Source organism: Megasphaera sp. ASD88 (genome assembly GCF_002287425.1).
Classification (GTDB): domain Bacteria; phylum Bacillota; class Negativicutes; order Veillonellales; family Megasphaeraceae; genus Megasphaera; species Megasphaera stantonii.
In genome coordinates this window covers 25,147-45,823 of sequence record NZ_NQXW01000018.1, presented here as the reverse complement: position 1 = coordinate 45,823, position 20,677 = coordinate 25,147, and the positions used below count along the sequence as shown (strand labels likewise).

The 20,677-nt window shown below is 53.4% G+C and carries 13 protein-coding genes and 1 other RNA gene; 13 read left to right on the top strand and 1 reads right to left on the bottom strand.

What is annotated here, in order from left to right:
* Window positions 1–2,759 precede the first annotated feature (2,759 nt).
* From CJ260_RS12830 to CJ260_RS09390, 9 genes are all read left to right on the top strand, one after another.
* Window positions 2,760–5,192 (top strand): autotransporter outer membrane beta-barrel domain-containing protein, encoded by a 2,433-nt coding sequence (locus CJ260_RS12830; protein WP_233127947.1) that lies wholly within the window; start codon window positions 2,760–2,762, stop codon window positions 5,190–5,192.
* A gap of 6 nt (window positions 5,193–5,198) precedes the next feature.
* Window positions 5,199–5,627 carry a hypothetical protein gene (locus tag CJ260_RS09425; protein ID WP_095630001.1) on the top strand — a complete coding sequence of 143 codons (429 nt, stop codon included), beginning with the start codon at window positions 5,199–5,201 and terminating at the stop codon, window positions 5,625–5,627.
* Between the two features lie 615 nt (window positions 5,628–6,242).
* Window positions 6,243–7,208, top strand: a complete 966-nt coding sequence (gene glpX, locus CJ260_RS09420; protein WP_087477653.1) for a class II fructose-bisphosphatase — start codon at window positions 6,243–6,245, stop codon at window positions 7,206–7,208.
* A gap of 575 nt (window positions 7,209–7,783) precedes the next feature.
* Entirely contained in the window at window positions 7,784–8,026 is a 243-nt protein-coding gene (locus CJ260_RS09415; RefSeq protein ID WP_095630000.1) for an AbrB/MazE/SpoVT family DNA-binding domain-containing protein, read from the top strand.
* Entirely contained in the window at window positions 8,020–8,352 is a 333-nt protein-coding gene (locus CJ260_RS09410; RefSeq protein ID WP_087477654.1) for a type II toxin-antitoxin system PemK/MazF family toxin, read from the top strand. Before CJ260_RS09415 ends, CJ260_RS09410 begins: the two co-directional genes overlap by 7 nt.
* A 352-nt stretch (window positions 8,353–8,704) precedes the next feature.
* Window positions 8,705–9,979, top strand: a complete 1,275-nt coding sequence (murA, locus tag CJ260_RS09405) for a UDP-N-acetylglucosamine 1-carboxyvinyltransferase (RefSeq protein WP_087477655.1) — start codon at window positions 8,705–8,707, stop codon at window positions 9,977–9,979.
* Complete coding sequence (locus CJ260_RS09400; protein WP_087477656.1) at window positions 9,960–11,030, top strand: rod shape-determining protein; 1,071 nt, start codon at window positions 9,960–9,962, stop codon at window positions 11,028–11,030. Before murA ends, CJ260_RS09400 begins: the two co-directional genes overlap by 20 nt.
* Window positions 11,031–11,055: 25 nt before the next feature.
* The gene (locus CJ260_RS09395; RefSeq protein WP_095629999.1) at window positions 11,056–11,343 is read left to right on the top strand and encodes a hypothetical protein; all 288 of its coding nucleotides are present in this window, start codon (window positions 11,056–11,058) and stop codon (window positions 11,341–11,343) included.
* A gap of 16 nt (window positions 11,344–11,359) precedes the next feature.
* Window positions 11,360–13,354: a SpoIVB peptidase S55 domain-containing protein gene (locus CJ260_RS09390; RefSeq protein WP_095629998.1), complete on the top strand. Its 1,995-nt coding sequence runs from the start codon at window positions 11,360–11,362 to the stop codon at window positions 13,352–13,354.
* A gap of 75 nt (window positions 13,355–13,429) precedes the next feature.
* Here the strand turns inward: CJ260_RS09390 and CJ260_RS09385 are convergent, their stop codons facing one another.
* Complete coding sequence (locus tag CJ260_RS09385; RefSeq protein WP_095629997.1) at window positions 13,430–14,191, bottom strand: HAD family hydrolase; 762 nt, start codon at window positions 14,189–14,191, stop codon at window positions 13,430–13,432.
* A gap of 184 nt (window positions 14,192–14,375) precedes the next feature.
* Here CJ260_RS09385 and tkt point away from each other — a divergent pair, with 184 nt between their 5' ends.
* The 4 genes from tkt (at window position 14,376) to CJ260_RS09365 (ending at window position 20,647) form a co-directional block, all read left to right on the top strand.
* On the top strand, window positions 14,376–16,364 hold the full coding sequence (tkt, locus tag CJ260_RS09380; RefSeq protein WP_095629996.1) for a transketolase: 1,989 nt from the start codon (window positions 14,376–14,378) through the stop codon (window positions 16,362–16,364).
* 214 nt (window positions 16,365–16,578) lie between these two features.
* Window positions 16,579–16,756, top strand: a non-coding RNA gene (ssrS, locus tag CJ260_RS09375) — 6S RNA.
* An 86-nt stretch (window positions 16,757–16,842) separates the two neighbouring features.
* On the top strand, window positions 16,843–18,162 hold the full coding sequence (locus CJ260_RS09370; RefSeq protein WP_095629995.1) for a replication-associated recombination protein A: 1,320 nt from the start codon (window positions 16,843–16,845) through the stop codon (window positions 18,160–18,162).
* 19 nt (window positions 18,163–18,181) lie between these two features.
* Complete coding sequence (locus CJ260_RS09365) at window positions 18,182–20,647, top strand: DNA translocase FtsK (protein WP_095629994.1); 2,466 nt, start codon at window positions 18,182–18,184, stop codon at window positions 20,645–20,647.
* The last annotated feature ends 30 nt before the right edge of the window (window positions 20,648–20,677 follow it).

Genomic DNA, 20,677 nt, shown 5'->3' with positions numbered 1-20,677 from the left:
GGACGCCTGGCCCGTTACTAACGATTCCATATTTGTGTTGAAAAAGTCTGTACTGAGAGAAAGAATCTGTTGTATAATGTTCATGAGAAGGACTCCTTTGCGTGAGATTGTGGTGATTTCATTATACCAAAGAAGTTCCTTCTCTTTTTATATGTTCTTCACTTTTGTGCAGTAAAGTTTTCCCACAATTATTTTACACTAACTTCCATCTTGCGTACACCCCGTAAATATAGTATAGTAAAACCATACTTAATTATCACAGAATGGGGGTGAACGAATATGAGACCTGTCCGGTTCCGTAGGCAGGAATGCCAAACAGCTGCACACTATACGAATCAGTATAATTATGTGAAATCATATACGGGGGGGGGGTACGGTTCATATAATAGATATGACCTGAAAACGCAGGGAATTTCTGCCCTGCTGCATATAGCATATCCATACAGGCAGAGCGCAAGTTCTGCCGTTTTGTCGTGCCATTTTCCCGAAGCATACCCCTTGTCATGCGGAGGACAGCTGCGTATGTAAGTAGTTTTTTTGGTATGCAATAGCATGTAGTTAAGGAGGAAAATAGCATGAAAGGCAAACAATTACGAAAAGCCGTGCTGCTCGGTATGACTATGAGCATGGCCCTTTGGACGACGGGCATGGCGGAAGATTTACCGAAAATAGACGTTAATGGAGTGGAAGAGAAAACACTTCAAAATGGGGATCGTATTGTTGATGAACCTGATAGTGGTGATGCTCGCGGTATTTATGTACAGGGAAAAAATGCTCATCTCACGCTGAATACAGAAGAGGAATCAGATATTTCTATTTTGGCAAATACAGATAATAACTCTGCATTTGCGATAGATGTTCGCAGCGCCGGTACGGCAGAACTCCATATAAACGGGTCTCTTGATGTACAAGCTATTGGCAATGGAGCAATAGAGTCAACGGGGATTAAAACCTATGGAGCGAATAATAATGTCTCTATTGATGCCGAAAAAGATATTACTATTACTTCGATAGGCAAAAATGATAAAGGTTCTTATGGTATAGATTCTCAATATAGTGATGTTTCATTAGAAGCCGGCGGAAATATTGATATTTCTGCGACAGGTGCTGGTAAAGTTTATGGTATTTGGGTAGCAGGGCAAGGCACAAAATCAGAAGGTAAAACAACGTCTGTTAAGGCTGAAGGCACAGTACATATTCATACGAACATGGCCAATGAAAAGGCTTCTGGGCTGCTTCAAACAGCAGGTCTTTATGTGCAGGGAGCTAGTCCTAATCAAAATACCGAAGTCAATGGGAATAAGGTGGCTATCGAGGCATTAGGCAACACAAACGGTGGTACGTTGCAGACATATGGGATTTATATGGCGACTGGTAATACCGTAGATATTACTACGACAGAAAAAGAAGTCGAAAGCGATCCTACGCTAATTATTGGTTCATTGGCGAATAATACGAATATAAGCAGTGCAGCATATGGAATAAAAGGCTTTAATGCTCAGGACTCAGATAATAACAATATTTTCAACCTTAACAACCAGAATGGACAAACATATATTTACGGTATAGGTCAAAACGGTGCCTCAGGTTATGGCATATCATTAACACAGTATAGTTCCACTAATCAAGGAAGTAGTATAGGGACTATTTATAGTAAAAATGGAACGAAAGTTTTTGGTACTACATCAGCTATTGTGCTGGATACAACGTCGACTCTTTCTGTCACTTCTACTGAAGGCGATAACATTTATAGCTCAACAAATGGAACTGCCGTACAAGTTAATGGCGGTGAAGGATTCATTGCCAATGCAGAAGGATATACTAACTATATCACTTCTGATAAGGGAAGCGGCCTTTCCGTAACATCTTCCACGGCTGAATTAACGGCTAAGAATAACAGCATTTCGGCAGGCGGAAAATATGGAATTATTGCAAGTAATAGCTCTGTTACGCTGACGGCAAATGGTGGCGTTAACTATATAGGCGGTGGAACGTTTTCGGGAATTCAGGCCGCAAAGGGCGCTGTCGTTACGTTGAAAAAGAATGGAACAGCAGATGAAAATGGCTTGGCTAACTACATAGAATCGGAAAAAGGATCTGGACTTTCTGCTAGCGACGCGAATACGCAAATTATTTTGGATGTAGAAGAAGGAAACAACGTTGTTTCCGGTAATGGTTCCTTTGCAATAACTTCTACAGCTGCTAACGGCGGAATCGAACTAGATACTAAAGCCGGAGATAATGTTGTTTATAATGATAATGCAGCTGGAATAGGGATTAACGTTGGTACGAATTCTTCTGTTTCAATGTATACTGATCAAGGAAATAATGCTGTGATTGGATCAGGATATTATGGCGTTTACCTGACGAGTGGTGACTTTAGGATGGATACCAATGAAGGTAGCAATTCGATTTCTATTACTAATGCGTCCGGTATAGGTGTATTTTCCCAAAACGGTGGAAAAGTAACTCTCAATGCTGTCAACGGTGATAATGAGATACTATCCGAAAATCAAAAAGAGGGTATTCATTCTTTTGATAGTACGGTTACATTAAATGCCGAAAATGGAAATAACTTGATTTCAGCTCAAAACTATGGAATTTGGACAACAGCGTATTGGGGAAAGCAATACGGTTTTGATCATAATACGGTACAGCTATCTGGTGTCAATAATAATATTTTTGCAACCGCTGAAAACGGAATAGGCATTTTTGCAAATAGAAACGCTGATATGACAGATTATTCCTCTATTGTGCATATGACAGCAAATGGTGGAGATAATATTGTTTCAGCAGGTATTGTCAATGAAGAAGGATATGGTAATGGCAAGGCAATTAATGCGTTAGCTGCAAGTGAAGTTACCATAACTGCTTTAGGTGGTATAAATAGTCTTGCAGGGGCTATTGATGGGAGAAACACGGATACAAATATTTCTTTAGAAAGTCAAAATAATATCATTCAATCGACAGCAGTTATTACCGATGCAGGCGATCTTAACGACGATAGGAAAGTTATTTCGTCCCTCTACGCCGAAGACGGTGCACAAATTAGTATCAGCGGACATCAGAATGTTATCCGAACCTATGCTGAAAATCCGGCAGATCCGAATACACTGGAAAGAGCGATTTGGGCGTATGACAAAGCGGATATTACGATCGACGGACAGACATATATCAGTACAGACCGTTATGAGGAAACTGATGAAACCCAGAAGGGAAACAGCGCCGACATTGCTATTGCTGCCGGCACAGCCGTAAACCTTGATGAAACAATGGTCAACGCACCTGTAGAGGACAGAGCAAGCGTCAACATTAACTACGATTCGTATACTGATGCTAACGGCAATACAGTACAGAGTTACATTACAGGCGATATTCTTTCTGCTTATGCTGGCGAAGTAAATATTACACCTAAGAACGATACAGCACAGATCCATATTACGGGCAATATCCTTGCTGGTAACAACGGCGTTTTAAACGTTAACCTCGGCAATGGCGGCACGCTCACAGGTCGTGCTGACGATTACGGAGATGCCGGCGTTGTCACGAACAGCGAACATACGACGTTCTTCGACCCGGCTTTCAGCAGTGCCATTTATAAAGGCGGCGAAGTCAACCTCACTATGGGCGAAGGCTCGCGCTGGAACGTAACGGGTCAGAGCTGGATCACGACGGTGGACACGACGGGCAGCAGCAACGCTCTCATCGACCTCGTATCGGCTAATACGGAACGGAACAGCTCGGCTCATGCCCTGACGATCTACGACATGAAGGGCGACGCGACGTTCAACATGAGCCTTGACGCCGACCGCAGCGTCAGCGATATGGTATACATGAAGCACGCTGACGGCAGTTATTTAATTAATGTCATCGACCCGATTACCCAGCAGGATATGTATGCTGACAGAAGCGACGGAGGCGTCTTTGACGGACTGCGCTTTGCTACAGTAGGCAAGGGCTCAAGCGCGACGTTCCGGGCTATGACGATCGGAGCCGGCGTGAATAACATCGAATACGAAGTCGGTACGGACGACTATGCTGGAAATGATGAAAACCACCATTATGACAGTGCCATAGGCGGAGCAGGTAATACGGAAAAACCGGGGACAGATCTGGTGGAAGGATTTTTTGAAAATGACGGCACGCCGGGCGTACAGACTGCGTCGGCAAACGGCGTCATGATGATGGCGGCCCGGGCGAACGAAAGCCTGGGGACAGATACGGGTCTCAACGGCACACAGGTAGAAGACACGACGAACTATAAGCTCATCGGCGTCAAGAGTACAGATATTTCCAACGCAGGAAAGACTGTCGTAGCTATGTCCAAGGTCAACTACTCCAACGCCATCTACATGGACCGTCTGAACAAGCGTATGGGCGAAGCGCGGTACATCGACGGCGACGAAGGCCTCTGGGTCCGTATGCGCCACGACCGCATCGGCAAGTCCGACGCCTTCCGCAGCAAGAACACCATGTTCGAATTAGGCTATGACCGCAAGGTCGGCGACCGGGAAGACGGTGAACACCGTCAGGGCGTCGTATTCGACTACATGCGCGGTACGGCCGATTACCATAACGTTGCCGGCGAAGGCGACGTTCGCCGCGGCGGCGTATGGTTCTACGATACGTGGCTGGGCAACAAGGGCCACTACACGGACTACGTATTGAAGTTCGGCCGCCTGTCCAATGATTTCGACATCTACAGCGAATTGGGTGAAAAGATTACCGGCGACTACAGCAACTTCGTCTACTCGGCCAGCGCTGAATACGGACGCAAGAAATCCTTAGGCGGCGATTGGTACATCGAACCGCAGGCGCAGCTCCAATACGCTCACGTGACCGACGCTGACTACACGACGAGCCAGGGCACGAGCGTACAGCTTGACGCTATTGACAGCCTTATCGGCCGCGTCGGCTTCCGCCTCGGCAAGGACGTCAGCGACACGAGCACCTTCTACATCAAGGCCGACGTGCTCCATGAATTCTTAGGCGATCAGGATATCAGCGCCTTCGACGAAACGGGCCGCCTCGATACGACCTACGAAAACGAAGGCACCTGGTACGACGTGGGCCTCGGCTTCTCCCATCAGTTCAGCAAGGGGACGTACATGTTCCTCGACGTAGAAAAGACCTTTGGCAACGACAACGAAGACACGTATCAATTCAACGTCGGCATGAACTGGAAGGTATAAGGAGCAGTGGAGCGGGAAGCAATATGCCCGGTCTGCGGCAAACCCTTTATAGCCGACCGCATTTCGCAGAAGTATTGCAGTGCTGTCTGCCGGCGCTATGCGTACCGGCATCGCCATGAAGACGAAACGCCGCCGTCCCAGCAGGCTGCAGGAAAGACGCTTCGTACCTTCCGCTGCCTGCGCTGCGGCAAGCTGGTCGTGGTGAAACATAGGGCAGATAAGCGGAGAAAATTCTGCTCGCCCCACTGCGAGCGGCTATACTGGAAGCATTCTAAAAACGTGAAATCCCAGACCGTACAGAATACCTTCCACTGCCGGAACTGCGGCGTCCTCGTCGACATACGGGACGCCAAGGACAAGCGGACGGCCTTCTGCAGCGCCGACTGCCGCAAGCGATGGTTTTCCTTACATAGAAGACATAGGAATCAGACGTAATATATGACGAGAGCCGGACATCTCCGCGATGTCCGGCTCTCGTGTTTTATATGAAAAATATACTTGACGGTCATGCCATCATCTCGTACAATGAAGATGAAAACAAGGTGCTGCGCCGACAAACGGCTAGCCCCATTTATTTACGAACAAGAGTAGTCGCAGTTGCTGGGGAGCAGGGCGGCTACTTTTGTTTATGCGAAATGAGATAGAACAATACTATCAGTAACACTAAAGTAGCATTGATAGAATCCATACGCATCACCCCGATTCTGGGGCATGATTACCGCCTGCCGTCTGGTGTACGCAGTAGTGTATTGGAAGGAACGGAGCGTGTTAAATACATATAGAAGGTATTAGATACATATAGAACGTATAGTTACGTTTTTAGCATGGCGGCGCTTGCTTCGGCAGGCGTTTTTTTATGCTTTCTCTTAAATAAAGTGTACTATATTTATACAAACTCCCGGGGCAGGACTTTATCCAGACAGCGTAGAAGTAGTACAGCATGAAAGGCATCGCATGATGCGGGATATGCTGCCGCAAGCCCGATGAGCCGGCGGATTTGCGGACAGGTACAGGCTCCGGCTTAATCGTATAGCAACAGGAGGCAGGAATATGGACAGAGTGCTCACACTGGAATTCGTTCGCGTTACGGAAGCGGCGGCCGTTAAAGCAGGCCGACTCATGGGGAAAGGCAACAAGATGGGGGCAGACCAGCTGGCTGTCGACGGCATGCATTCGATCTTGTCGAGCGTGCCTATCGACGGGACCGTCGTCATCGGCGAAGGCGAAATGGACGAAGCGCCGATGCTGTATATCGGCGAAAAAGTCGGCGCCGGCGGCACGCCGGTGGATATTGCCGTCGATCCTCTGGAAGGGACGAATTTAACGGCAAAGGGTCAGGATGGGTCTATCGCCGTTATCGCCATCGCCGGCAAGGGCAATCTGCTCCACGCGCCGGATATGTATATGGAAAAGCTCTGCGTCGGGCCGCGCGCCAAGGGGCGTATTGATTTGAACAAGCCCGTGCAGGAAAACCTGCGCCGCATTGCCGAAGGGCTGGAACGGAGCATTGACGATCTGACCGTCGTCATCCTCGACCGCGAACGGCATCAGGAAATCATCAACGACTGCCGCGACGCCGGCGCGCGCATCAAACTCATCACGGACGGCGACGTATCGCCGGCTGTCGACGTAGGCATTGAAGGCTCAGGCGTTCACGTCCTTATGGGGATTGGCGGCGCGCCGGAAGGCGTACTGGCCGCGGCGGCTCTCAAATGCCTCGGCGGCGATATGCAGGCCCGCCTGATTCCGTACACGGAAGAAGAACGGAAGCGGTGCTACGAAATGGGCATCATGGATCTCAACAAGGTCATGACGATTGACGATTTGGTCAAAGGCGACGACTGCATCTTCTCGGCGACGGCTATTACGAACACGCCGATGATGCGCGGCGTCCAGTATTTCGGCGGCGGCGCCCGCACCAACTCCGTCGTCATGCGCTATAAGAGCGGCACGATTCGCTTTATCGACACGTTCCACCGCTTCGACAAGAGCGCGAAATGGAGCATTCACTTGTAATGCTGTTCGGCATAACGCGAAGGGACTCTCGCAAGGGAGTCTCTTTTTTTGGCAATTAGAAAACTATTGGTTAGTGAATAAGGCTATTCTCCAAGACTGAACGGGTATTATTATATAAAATAAAAAGTGGTACAGTTACTAAACAGATAGAAAAAACACTATCAGTTACCGGCGAAAGTGGAGATTTAAGCAACTCTCCGTGATACGGAACTGCTGCAGTTCATTATTACCAATCTGATGTTATTACAGACACGGGTATTGCTGGAGGCTCTGCGGGCTTCATTGCAGTCGGCCTGAATACCATTTCGTATTACATAAGAGTAAGGGGAGAGCATGGCTTACAACATATACAGACAAAAATTGCTTGAAATTGTAGCAGAACTGCAAGAAGACGGAAACTATTAACCCATATACAAGAAACAAAGATAGTGAAGTTGCCCTTGTAAACGAAGATGCTGTGCAGACAATGGCAAAAGACGCTTTTGAGCTGAAGTATGAAGCGGTGGAATTTTAAATTCGTTGACGCTCTTCTTCTTGTAGTATATACTATGTATATACAGAAGGGAGTGAGAGGCATGGCTGTTACGGTAAAAATTCAAAAATGGGGTAACTCTCAAGGCATCCGAATCCCGAAGAATATCATTGATATACTGGATTGGGATGATAACGAAGTGGTGGAAATGTCTGCGCAGGACGGCAACCTGATCATCAAACCGCACAAGAGGAAGACGATTGAGGAATTGTTTGCTAATTATGACGGCACATACGAAAAAGAAACGATCGATTGGGGCGACCCGGTAGGTAAGGAAATATGGTAAAACAAGGAACAATTATCAAAGTAAATTTAAATCCCCGCGCAGGACATGAACAGGCATGGTATCGTCCAGCCGTTGTCGTTAGCAATGACACATTCAACGCAAAGACGAGCATGGTAATTGTTTGCCCTATCACAAATACGATGAATCATTTCCCTCTGCATGTGCCGCTGGATGAAAGAACGAAAACCACGGGATGCATTTTATGCGAGCATATCCGGGCGCTGGATATAGAGGCGAGAACTTATCGAGTCATAGAGCAAATACCTGACGATATTTTGCAACAAGTTATTAACATTATATTCGCTGAGATTGATACCCCGGTATAAACAGGGCTGTCGCCAAAGAAGAATTATTTCATCTTCGTGCGATAGCCCCATTTTTACTTTACAGTAGGGGAAGGAGCGTAACAGTTGGATCAGAAAGAACGGTCTGGTACTGGGGCGGGCGGCCTCTTTCGCACCGAAGATACAGCATGATATATAACAAATCCTTTTATATCAGGTAAATTGATTGTAAGAGCTTTATCTTTTCCCTGTCCACCTCTTTTAGTTTCCTACCTTTTATGGTACAATGACTTGATAGTAAATAAAATCACAATAGGCAGAGTGCCGCATCTTTTGAGTTGCCGAAGCATCCTGCCTGTCTTATATATCGAATTCTGTTTAGGAGGCACCGGAATTGGAGAAGCTGGTTATTCATGGTGGAAAGCCCTTAAGGGGCACTGTTCGCGTCAGCGGGGCTAAAAATGCCGTGCTGCCGATTATCGTCGCGTCCATGCTGGGAACGACGAAGAGCACATTGACGGAAATTCCGAAATTAGACGACGTCCATACGGTCTGCGACGTCATCGAATCTCTTGGCGTTCATATAGAAAATCCGCAGAAGGGCGTGCTGGAAATCGACGCGTCGAATTTGTCGTCGACGTCGGCGCCGTACGACCTCGTGCGGCGCATGCGGGCGTCCTTCCTGGTCATGGGGCCTCTGCTGGCTCGCAAAGGCCGGGCGAAGATTTCCCTGCCCGGCGGCTGTTCCATCGGCGCTCGGCCTATCGACCTGCATCTGAAGGCCTTTGAGGCCATGGGCGCCGTCATCAATTTGGAAAACGGCGATATCGAAGCGACGGTTCCCAACGGCCTGAAGGGGGCGCAGATTTACCTCGATTTCCCCAGCGTCGGCGCGACGGAAAACATTCTCATGGCCGCTTCGCTGGCCGAAGGAAAGACCGTCCTGGAAAACGCGGCAGAAGAGCCGGAAATCGTTGACCTGGCGACCTATCTGAACAGCATGGGTGCCAATATCCGCGGCGCCGGCACGAATGTCATCCGCATCGAAGGCGTCAAGGAGCTGCGAGGCGCGACGCATTCGGTTATTCCCGACCGAATTGAAGCGGGCACCTTTATGATCGGCGCGGCCATGTCCGGCGGCGACGTGTTCGTAGAAAACGCTTTGTCGGAGCATTTGAAGCCCGTCGTGGCGAAATTGAAGGAAGTAGGGGCCGAGGTCATCGAGGATATCGACGGCATTCGGGTCATCGGGCATCTGCCCATGCGTCCTGCCGACGTCAAGACCCTGCCCTATCCCGGCTTCCCGACCGATATGCAGGCTCAGTTCATGGCCTTGGCGACGATTTGCCAGGGCACGAGCGTCATTACGGAGACGGTCTTTGAAAACCGCTTCATGCACGTCGACGAATTTAAGCGCATGGGGGCGAAGATCCGCATTGAAGGACGCAGTGCTATCGTAGAAGGCGTGCCGAAGCTCAAAGGGGCGGCGGTCAACGCGACGGACCTGCGCGCCGGCGCGGCTCTCGTCCTGGCAGGCCTCGTCGCTGAAGGCGAAACGGAAGTCGGGTACTTGTACCATATCGACCGGGGCTACGATAATCTCGTATTGAAATTACAAAGGTTAGGTGCTGATATTGTTCGGGTCAATATTGACGAAGAAGAAAACTAAGAAAAAAGCCCGTTCCGGCCTGGCGCATTCGCTGTCCCTGGCGAACTGGCTGGGAAGTGATATTGCGATCGATCTGGGTACGACGAACGTCCTCGTCTATGTCAAGCATCAGGGCGTCGTCGTCAACGAGCCGGCGGTCATCGCCGTCGACAAGGCGACGAACCAGGTCATCGCCATCGGCAGGGAAGCCCAGTCGATGCTGGGGCGGACGCCGCGGCATATTCACGCCTACCATCCGATGCAGAACGGCGTCATCGCCGATTACGACGCGACGGAGTACATGCTGCAGTATTTTATCCGCAAGGCCATTGGCAAGGCGTTGTTTTTCAAGCCGAGGGTCATTATCTGCGTGCCGTCGGGCATTACGAATGTCGAACGGCGCGCCGTCATGGAAGCGGCCCGCAAGGCCGGAGCCCGCAAAACCGTCGTCATGGAGGAACCTTTGGCGGCGGCTATCGGCGCAGGTCTCGATATTGCCGAATCGAACGGCTCCATGGTCATCGATATCGGCGGCGGCACGACGGACGTGGCTATTTTAAGCCTCAGCGGCATCGTCATCAGCGAATCCCTGCGCATCGGTAGCAATACCTTTGACGAAGCGATTATCCATTATTTGGAAAAGATAAAGCATATTACCATCGGCAGCCGCACGGCGGAAGAGCTGAAAATACTCATCGGCACGGCCCTGCCCGACGGCCGCAGCCTCACGGCGGACGTCCGCGGCCGCAGTACGGAGACGGGCCTGCCCGTCGTCATGGACATCGATTCCCAGGAAATCCGCCGGGCTCTGGACGAGCCCATACAGCGGATTTTGCGGGCCGTCCTGTCCATTTTGGAAAAGACGCCGCCCGAGCTGGCGGCAGATATTGCCGACCACGGCATCGTCCTGACCGGCGGCGGCATGCTCCTCGACGGACTGGACCGCCTCATTTCCCGGACGACGGGCATGGCGGCGTACCTGTGCGACGAGCCGCTGCTGTGCGTGGCTAACGGAGCCGGCAAGTCGCTCCAGGCCATGAATCAGCTGAAGGATAGTTTTGAAGATATATAAACGTGTATCTAAGGAGGGATTTGACATGAAATGGCTGCGTACCCTGATGGTCTCCGCCGCTTTGTGCATGAGCGCCGCGGCGGCCTTTGCCGCCGACGTTTCGTATCCGTCTGTATTAGGCGGAACGGTCGTTTCCATTACTCCTGCCGGGACGGCAGTGAAGCAGGGCGACGTCCTGCTGACCGTCGATTCCCTGGCCGGCCCTATGCCGGCAGCGCGGGCCGCCTCCGACGGCGTCGTAAAGCAGGTTTTGGTAGCCCCGGGAACGGCTGTTAAGCGGGGAACTGCCGTAATTATTGTGGAAGAGAAATAAGAGGAAAAGAATCTTAATGATACGATTACGCATGCTGCGGCGTCTCGCCGCGCGGACATGTCTGGCTGCTGTCTGCTGCGCCATGTCCCTCACTGCCTTTGCCCAGGACTTCATGAACGTCAGCGAAGTGCGCGAGGGCATGACGGGATACGCCAAGACGGTAGTTCACGGCAATACGATAGAAACATTTCCCGTAGAAATACTGGGAGTCATGAAAAACAGCGGCCCGTCCGGCGATTTGATATTGGCGAAGTTTTCCGGACCGCTCATAGAGGAAACGGGCGGCATCGCCCAGGGCATGAGCGGCAGCCCCGTGTATATTGACGGCAAGCTCGTCGGGGCTATCGCCTACGGCTGGTCCTTTACGAATTCCCGCGTCGGCATGATTACGCCTATCGGCGATATGCTCAAGCTGTGGAACGTGCCGACGAAGGAAGAAATCCGTCCGTTCAACGCCAGGGAATCATCGCTGATTCCCATCGCGACGCCTCTTATGGTGAGCGGCTTCGACGGCGTGTCGACCGAATGGATGACGTCCAAGCTGCCTCAGTACAACTTCATGCCTGTCAATACGGCCTCGGCGGCGGCCGACGAAGCGCCGGCGCCCCTGGAAGCGGGCAGCTCCGTAGCCGCGTCGCTGGTCAACGGCGATATGAAGATGGGCGCTATCGGCACGGTGACCTACGTAGACGGCGACAACATCGTCGCTTTCGGCCATCCGTTCCTGAAAAAGGGCAGCATGAATTACTTCATGCACAACGCCTATATTTTTACCATTGTCAATAATATGTCCAGCTCCTTCAAGCTAGGGTCCGTAGGCGCGGAAATCGGCCGCATCAACCAGGACCGGGGAGCAGGCATTGCCGGCCTGTACGGACGGCTGACGGCGGGCATCCCCGTGACTATCAATATCCGTGACACCGATACGGGCGCGAATAACGTAAAGCGGGTCAAGATTATTGAAGACAACGAGCTGACGCCGGTCCTGGCGGCCACGACGGTATACAATACGGTCAACAAAACCATCGACCGCAGCGGCGGCGGTACGGCGACCTTGTCCTATACGATCCGGTCGTCTAACGGCCGGGATAAGGACATCAGCCGTCACAACATGTACTACTCTGTCGACAACATCAACGAGAAGAGCATCGACGAGCTGTACAACGTGCTGGATATACTCAAGCACAACGAATTCATTGACTATCCCGTGCTGGATATCGAGATGAACGTCGATATTACGCAGGCTAAGAAAGAAGCGCGCATCGTCGACGCGACGGCGGCTCCCGTCGTCGTCAGCCCCGGAGACAACGTGTATTTCCGGGTCAAGCTCCATCCGTACCGCGGCGCTGATGAAGTGAAGACCATGAGCTTTACCGTCCCCAAGGATCAGCCCCTCGGCGACATGGTCCTGGAAATCCGCGGCGGCGGCGTGATCCCCCTGCCGTACTTGATTGAAAAGCAGCGCTATAACCTGACCGATGAAATTCTCGAGCGGCTGCGCCATTACAAGGATTTCGCCGATTTGAAGAAGACCATTGAAGGCGAAGACGCTAATAACGATTTGGTTATCGAAATTTTGCAGCAAGGCGTTAGCATGATTGACGACGGCGGCGAAAAGGTCGTGAAGGAAAAAATCCGCGGCAAAGAACCGCCGGTGCAGAATAAGGATATCGTCAAGCCCGACAAGCGCGGACTGAACGATACGGGCGACAGGGAAGACGCTAAGTCGTCTATCGCTACGCCTTACATCGTCAAGGGCGACGGGCAGATTACGATTAAGGTCGTATCTCCGGCTGAGCGCGACGCCTTCTTGGCTAAAAATCATCAGCTCAACGAAGCGAAGGCCGTCATCAGCGAAGAAGCTGACGAAGCTGCGGCGGCCAGCGACGAAGAGGCTGAAGATGAAAAGCCAAGGGAACATAAGAAAGACGCGCCTCATGGCGGCCAGGACGGCGGCGACGGACAGAAAAACGACGTCTTTCGCCTGGTAGACCTGGCGTCGAGGATGTAATGCCAACTCTATAGAGAAAGCTAAAAATGGGCAGGCCCGCAGGTCTGCCCATTTTGTCGTAGTGCCTATAACATGTTATATCCAGCCGAATTTGACGCAGGCATGAAGGATGCCGCCTTTGTCGTTGTCGTCTGTAATATAGTCGGCCCGTTCTTTCAACTCCGCCTTGGCGTTGCCCATGGCGATGGAAAAGAAGGGCTTGCGGAACATGGAAATGTCGTTCAGCCCGTCACCGAAGACGACGGCGTCTTCGGGCCTGCCGCCGACGCGCTTCAGCATGTTGAGAATGCCCTTTCCCTTATCTGTCGGCTCGACGAGGTACGTATGGTCTAAGTAGGTCAGGTGCGGAAGGCCCTGCCGGTCCGGCTCGTTTTGTTCGTCTGCCGGCCGGGCGTAGGTAATCTTATAGACTGCGTCGAGGCTGTCGATAGCGACGGGGCGCACGACCGTTTTCATGTAGTTCTTCGGGTCGGCACAGGGGTAGTCGGCGTAGGGCGTATAGCGGCATATCGTGTTGTCCGTCACGACGGCCCAGGGAAGGCGGCGTTCGTCCAGCTCGCGCAGGAGGGCTTTACACGGCTCCAGGGGCAGCCCTTCCATTTCCAAGATTTCGCCGTCGAGGGACAGGCTGTTGCCGCCGTCGGATACGACGGCCGGAATGCTGTAGCGGTCGGCAAAATGCTGGGCGTCGCACTGCAGGCGGCCCGTGGCGATGGAAACGAAATGGCCCCGCCGCCGGAGCTGGCGCAGGCAGTAGGCCGTATCAGCCGGAATGATGCTGGAAATGCTGAGGCCTAAGGTGTTGTCGATATCGAAAAAGAAATATTTTTTATCCATGACAGGTCCTTTCTGATGACAAGATGTCCGTACGGTTTTCATTATACCCTATCCGGCGGAGAACATGAAGGCGATTCTGCAGCGGTCTCTGTTTTTTGCGAATTGAGGATTGACAGAATCGCCGGGGTTTACCATAATAAAGGTATGTATGTTTATAAGGAATGTATAAAGGAGAGAGTAAATCATGAGTACAATTGACACGACTTGTGTAAATGCAATCCGCGTGTTGTCGGCAGACGCCATTCAAAAGGCAAACTCCGGCCATCCGGGCCTTCCCTTGGGCGCCGCGCCGATTGCATACGAATTGTGGGCTAACCATATGAAGCACAACGCTAAAAATCCGAAATGGGCCGATCGCGACCGCTTTATCTTGTCCGGCGGCCACGGCTCCATGCTGCTCTATTCGCTGCTGCACCTCTTCGGCTACGGCCTGACCCTCGACGACGTGAAGCAGTTCCGCCAGGACGGCTCCCTGACGCCGGGCCATCCCGAATACGGCCACACCGTCGGCGTAGAAGCTACGACGGGCCCCCTGGGTGCCGGCATGTCCATGGCCGTCGGCATGGCAATGGCCGAAGCTCATTTGGCAGCCGTATTCAACAAGCCCGAATATCCCGTCGTTGACCATTACACCTTCGTCCTCGGCGGCGACGGCTGCATGATGGAAGGCATCTCCTCGGAAGCCTTCTCTTTGGCAGGCACGCTGGGCCTGAGCAAGCTGATCGTCCTGTACGACAGCAACAACATCTCCATCGAAGGCGGCACGGATATCGCCTTTACGGAAAACGTGCAGGAACGGATGCAGGCCTTCGGCTTCCAGACGCTGGAAGTTGCCGACGGCAACGATTTGGAAGCTATCGGCAAAGCTATTGAAGAAGCGAAAGCCGATACGGAACATCCGTCCTTCATTACGATTCATACCCAGATCGGCTACGGCTGCCCGGCGAAGCAGGGCAAGGCTTCGGCTCACGGCTCGCCATTGGGAGAAGAAAACATCGTCGCCATGAAGGAAAACCTCGGCTGGCCAAGCACGGAACCGTTCTATGTTCCCGACGAAGTTTACGCTCATTACGAAGAACTGAGCAAAAAGGGCGCGGCGGCAGAAGATGCCTGGAACGCCTTGTTTGCTGACTACGCAGCGAAATATCCCGATATGAAAGCGAAATGGGACGCCTTCCACAGCGCCGTAGACGCGCAGGCTCTCTTGGAAAATGAAGACTTCTGGGCCTACGCCGACAAGCCGCAGGCCACGCGCAACCTGTCGGGCATCATGATCAACCGCCTGAAAGACCTCGTGCCGCAGCTCATCGGCGGCAGCGCCGATTTGGCTCCGTCCAACAAGACGTACATGGACGACGCCGGCGATTTCAGCAAGGGCAATTATGGCGGCCGCAACCTCCACTTCGGCGTCCGCGAACTGGCTATGGGCGGCATGACCAACGGCCTGGCTCTCCACGGCGGCCTCCGTCCCTATGCCGGCACCTTCTTCGTATTCAGCGATTACATGAAGCCGATGATTCGCCTGGCCGCTTTGATGAAGCTGCCGACGACTTACGTACTGACTCACGACAGCATCGGCGTCGGCGAAGACGGCCCGACGCACGAACCGATCGAACAGCTGGCTATGCTCCGGGCTACGCCGAACGTCAACGTATTCCGTCCAGCCGACGCGACGGAAACGGCTGCCGGCTGGTATCTGGCCGTTACGAGCCAGGAAACGCCGACGGCTCTCGTCCTGACCCGCCAGAACCTGCCGCAGCTTGCCGGCAGCAGCAAGGAAGCCCTGAAGGGCGGCTATATCGTAGCCGACGCGGCGAAGGAAACGCCTGACGCAATCATCATCGCCAGCGGCTCCGAAGTATCTTTGGCTGTAGAAGCCAAGGATATGCTGGCGAAAGAAGGCGTCGACGTCCGCGTCGTCAGCATGCCCTGCATGGAACTCTTCGAACAGCAGGACGACGCCTACAAGGCTCAGGTCCTTCCGGCCAATGTCCGCGCCCGCGTAGCCGTAGAAGCGGCTTCCGATTTCGGCTGGGGCAAATACGTCGGCCTCGACGGCGCGACCGTTACGATGCAGGGCTTCGGCGCTTCGGCTCCGGCAGAACTGCTCTTCGAAAAATTCGGTTTCACGGCAGAAAACGTAGCCAACACGGTAAAGAGCGTATTAAAATAATAGGGACCTATTTCACATAGTCCCGATGTGACGGAAAAAGCTGCACGGTTCGTCCCGGCAGCTTTTTTCGTTTGCCAAGTCCTGCAATACAAGATATTCCTTGCTTTTTCGTACAAGTATTTCTTAAATGCATAAGAAATATGCATGGAACAAAGAGGAATAAATTGTCAAGGCTTGATTTTACAATCGTTTTTTATTATACTAGGAACAAGAGAAAACCCTACTGTGTACGTAAATGGTCTCGATGTTTTGAACCAACATCTTTTACATTGGGAGTCCGGACTCTGCATAGCGAAGCAATGCCTTCACTGGACTGCTGACCTCTGTAGGAGGACACCCACCTGCTTAGGCAGGCTCAAAACTCGGTTTATAAACGGCATGGTGGGGCTTCTTTTCTTGTTCATAATACGTACGTTTTACATACATGTCGCCGCTAAGATTTCTTGGCGGCGTTCTATTTAGTCTGAGGAGCAAACAAATGAGCGGAGACGATTTATTTTCTATGGCCAGCGAACGGCAGAAGGCGTCTTTCGAGCCCTTAGCCGTCCGGATGAGGCCGCAGGTATTAGATGAAATATATGGGCAGGAGCAGATTGTCGGGCCGGGAACGTTCCTGCGGGCTATGATCGAGCGCGACACCATTCCTTCCCTGCTGCTGTACGGGCCGTCGGGAGTCGGCAAGACGACCTTGGCTCACGTCATCGCCTGCGAAACGAACAGCCGCTTCGTCCGCCTGAACGCTGTCACAGCCGGCACGGCGGAGCTGCGCAAGGTCATTCAGGAAGCGAAAGACGCCGTGCACCTGTATCAGCGGCGGACGATTTTATTCATCGACGAAATCCATCGCTTCAACAAGGGACAGCAGGACGTCCTGCTGCCTTATGTGGAAGACGGCACGGTAATCCTCGTCGGCGCGACGACGGAGAACCCTTATTTTGAAGTCAACCGGCCCCTGCTGTCGCGGCTGCGCGTCGTACCCCTGTCGCCCCTGTCGGAAGAAGCTATTGCCGCCGTGCTGCGTCGGGCTCTGGGGGATACGGAAAAAGGGCTGGGAGTTCATCACCTCGCCGCGTCGGAAGAAGTCCTGCGGACGATTGCCCGCCTGGCCGACTGCGACGCCCGCGTCGGGCTGAACCTGCTGGAGCAGGCAGCTATGCTCGTGCCCGACGGGGGAGAGCTGAGCCATGACGTCGTAGAAAAGGTGGCCGGCCGCAAGGTGTATACATATGATAAGAAGGGCGACGCCCATTACGATACGGCGTCGGCCTTCATCAAGAGCATGCGCGGTTCCGACCCCGACGCGGCCCTCCACTATCTGGCCCGCATGATTGAAGGCGGCGAGCAGCCATCCTTTATCGCCAGACGGCTGGTCATCTGTGCCGCCGAGGACGTAGGGCTGGCCGACCCGCAGGCCTTGGTCGTTGCCAACGCGGCGGCTCAGGCCGTGCAGCTCGTCGGCTGGCCTGAAGGCCGGATTATCCTGGCGGAAGCCGTCGTGTACGTAGCCTGCGCGCCGAAGAGCAACAGCGCCTACATGGCCGTCGACGCGGCCTTGTCTGACGTGCGCCGCGGCGGCTGCGGCGACGTGCCGGCTTATTTGCGGGACAGCCACTACAGCGGCGCCGCCTCCCTGGGGCGGGGAGAGGGGTATCAGTATCCCCACTCGTTCCCCGGCGGCTGGGTAGAGCAGCAGTATTTGCCGGATCCGCTGAAAGACAAGGCGTATTACCAGCCGTCGGCTTACGGCAAGGAAAAGGACATGGCCGCGCGCTGGCGAGAACGGCGGGGCGGCAAGTGAGATATAGAAGGTGAATGGAATGGCAGAACGTAAGACCCGCAAGACTGGCCGGACGGCGGGACGGAGAAAGAAAACGGGGACGGCGAAGCAAGGCGCGTCCCTGCTGAAATTTGAAATTATCGGATTAGTCTGTATCTTTTTGGGAATTTTTGCGACGATTGGCATTATCGGCGTCGACACGGGCAGCATCGGCTATTCCCTGGACGGGCTGCTGGCCTATGGCTTTGGCTTCGGCCGCATCGTCGCGTCCCTGGCCCTCATCGTGCTGGGGCTGAAGTATATCATGGTCCGCAAGGCCTGCCCTGTTACGAAGCAATGGCTGGTCGGGTTTTGGATATACAGTTTATTTTTGACCTGGATTCACGTCGTCTTCATTCCCGAAGGGACAGAATTCATGCCGGCGAGCCTGCGCGTCGGCGGCGGCGTCATCGGGGCGGTGCTGTCTTCGGCCCTGCGGGAGCTTCTGGGACAGTTCGGCGCCGTGCTGGTGCTTATCATCGCCTGCGTCGTGACGGCGATTATATGGAAAAAATGGTCTATTTCCAAGCCCGTGACGATTGTGTCGCATAAGGCGTCGGAGGAAGTGTCCAGAATGTCGGACAAAGCCGTCGAAGGGCTGCAGGGCGCGTCTACGGCCCTAAAAGAATGGCACCGGCCCCATATTTTTGATTTTCAAAAGGAAGAAGAAAAAGAACGGGCGGCCTTGGACCTGCCGAAGACGCCTGTGCCGTTGGAGCCTGCGCCGCCTGAAAGAGCAGAGGAAGACGACGTGGCCTATACGCCTGTCTATGCCGAAAGCGGCGCGGCGCGCGTCGATTTGGCCGACGATGCCGATATAGTCCGGGAAGAGGCTTATGAGCTGCCGGAAGACGAACAGGCCTTTGAACTGGAAGATGAGAACTGTGACGCTGAAGAGGCCGGTGAAGACCGTCCGTCTCTCGCTGGTACGACGGACGTGCTGGACGAAGAGCTGGCCCATATCAAGCCCGTCGAAGTAGAGCAGACGGCGACGGCGGCCGATATCGGCCCGGTCGGAGCTAGCGCAGTGCCCAAGGCGCAGGGGGAACGGACGTACCGCCTGCCGCCGTTGTCCATCTTGCAGCATGGCAAGGAGCAGAGCGGCGGCGTGAGCGACGAAGTGCGGCAGAACGCCCGCATCCTGCAGGAAACGCTGCAGAGCTTCAACATCGACGCCAAAATCCTGAACGCCAGCCAGGGCCCGGCCGTTACGCGCTATGAATTAGAGCCGGCGGCAGGCGTCAAGGTCAGCAAGATCGTCCACCTGGCCGACGATTTGGCCTTGAAACTGGCGGCGACGGATATCCGCATTGAAGCGCCTATTCCCGGAAAGGCCGCCGTGGGCATCGAAGTGCCGAATAAAAAATTATCCGGCGTCATGCTCCGCGACGTATTGGACACGGACGCTTTCCGGCTGGCTGCCGGCGGCGTGCCCGTCAGCCTGGGCAAGGATATTGCCGGCAACCCGGTCATCGCCGATTTGACGAAGATGCCTCATCTTCTCGTCGCCGGCTCGACGGGCTCGGGCAAGAGCGTATGCATCAATACCTTCATTGCCAGCATCTTGTTTAAGCAGCGGCCGGAGGACGTCAAGCTCATCCTCATCGACCCGAAGGTCGTTGAATTGTCGAATTACAACGGCCTGCCCCATTTGCTGACGCCTGTCGTGACGGACCCGAAAAAAGCGGCCAGCGTCCTCCGCTGGGCCGTGCGGGAAATGGACGACCGCTACAAGCGGTTTGCCGATACGAAGACCCGCGATATTTCGCGGTATAACGAGCTGCATCCGGAAACGGCCATGCCCTTTGTCGTCATCATCATCGACGAATTGGCCGACTTGATGATGGTTGCGTCCAGCGACGTAGAAGAGTCGATTTGCCGTCTGGCCCAGAAAGCCCGGGCCTGCGGCATGCACCTCGTCCTGGCGACGCAGCGCCCGTCTGTCGACGTGCTGACCGGATTGATCAAGGCCAACGTGCCGAGCCGCATTGCCTTTGCCGTATCGAGCCAGGTCGATTCGCGGACGATTCTCGATATGGCCGGCGCCGAAAAGCTCATCGGCAAGGGCGACATGCTCTTTTACCCCATGGGCGCGTCGAAGCCCCTGCGCGTGCAGGGCGCCTTTATTTCCGACGGAGAAATCGACAAGGTCGTCGAATACATCAAAGCCCAGAGCCGTCCGCAGTACAGCGAGTCCGTCCAGAAGTCGCAGGAAGAAACAGGCGGCGGAGAAGGCGAATTCTTTGAAGACGACCTCATGCCCCAGGCTATCGACATGGTGCTGGAAACGGGACAGGCCTCGGCCTCCATGCTGCAGCGCCGTTTCCGCGTGGGCTACACCCGGGCTGCCCGCATGATCGACATGATGGAAGCCATGGGCATCGTCGGCCCGAATAACGGCAGCAAGGCCAGAGATATATTGATGACTGCCGACGAAGTACAGCAGAAATATTTGAGCAATATGTAGAACAGTTCCCATCTTCTGCCATATGGTATA

Bases quoted from the DNA above. Each gene is read 5' to 3' on its own strand.
- CJ260_RS09370 (WP_095629995.1), top strand. From the start codon at position 16,843: ATGAGCGGAGACGATTTATTTTCTATGGCCAGCGAACGGCAGAAGGCG.
- CJ260_RS09415 (WP_095630000.1), top strand. From the start codon at position 7,784: ATGGCTGTTACGGTAAAAATTCAAAAATGGGGTAACTCTCAAGGCATC.
- CJ260_RS09390 (WP_095629998.1), top strand. From the start codon at position 11,360: ATGATACGATTACGCATGCTGCGGCGTCTCGCCGCGCGGACATGTCTG.
- CJ260_RS09385 (WP_095629997.1), bottom strand. From the start codon at position 14,191: ATGGATAAAAAATATTTCTTTTTCGATATCGACAACACCTTAGGCCTC.
- tkt (WP_095629996.1), top strand. From the start codon at position 14,376: ATGAGTACAATTGACACGACTTGTGTAAATGCAATCCGCGTGTTGTCG.
- glpX (WP_087477653.1), top strand. From the start codon at position 6,243: ATGGACAGAGTGCTCACACTGGAATTCGTTCGCGTTACGGAAGCGGCG.
- CJ260_RS09365 (WP_095629994.1), top strand. From the start codon at position 18,182: ATGGCAGAACGTAAGACCCGCAAGACTGGCCGGACGGCGGGACGGAGA.
- CJ260_RS09410 (WP_087477654.1), top strand. From the start codon at position 8,020: ATGGTAAAACAAGGAACAATTATCAAAGTAAATTTAAATCCCCGCGCA.
- CJ260_RS12830 (WP_233127947.1), top strand. From the start codon at position 2,760: ATGACAGCAAATGGTGGAGATAATATTGTTTCAGCAGGTATTGTCAAT.
- CJ260_RS09395 (WP_095629999.1), top strand. From the start codon at position 11,056: ATGAAATGGCTGCGTACCCTGATGGTCTCCGCCGCTTTGTGCATGAGC.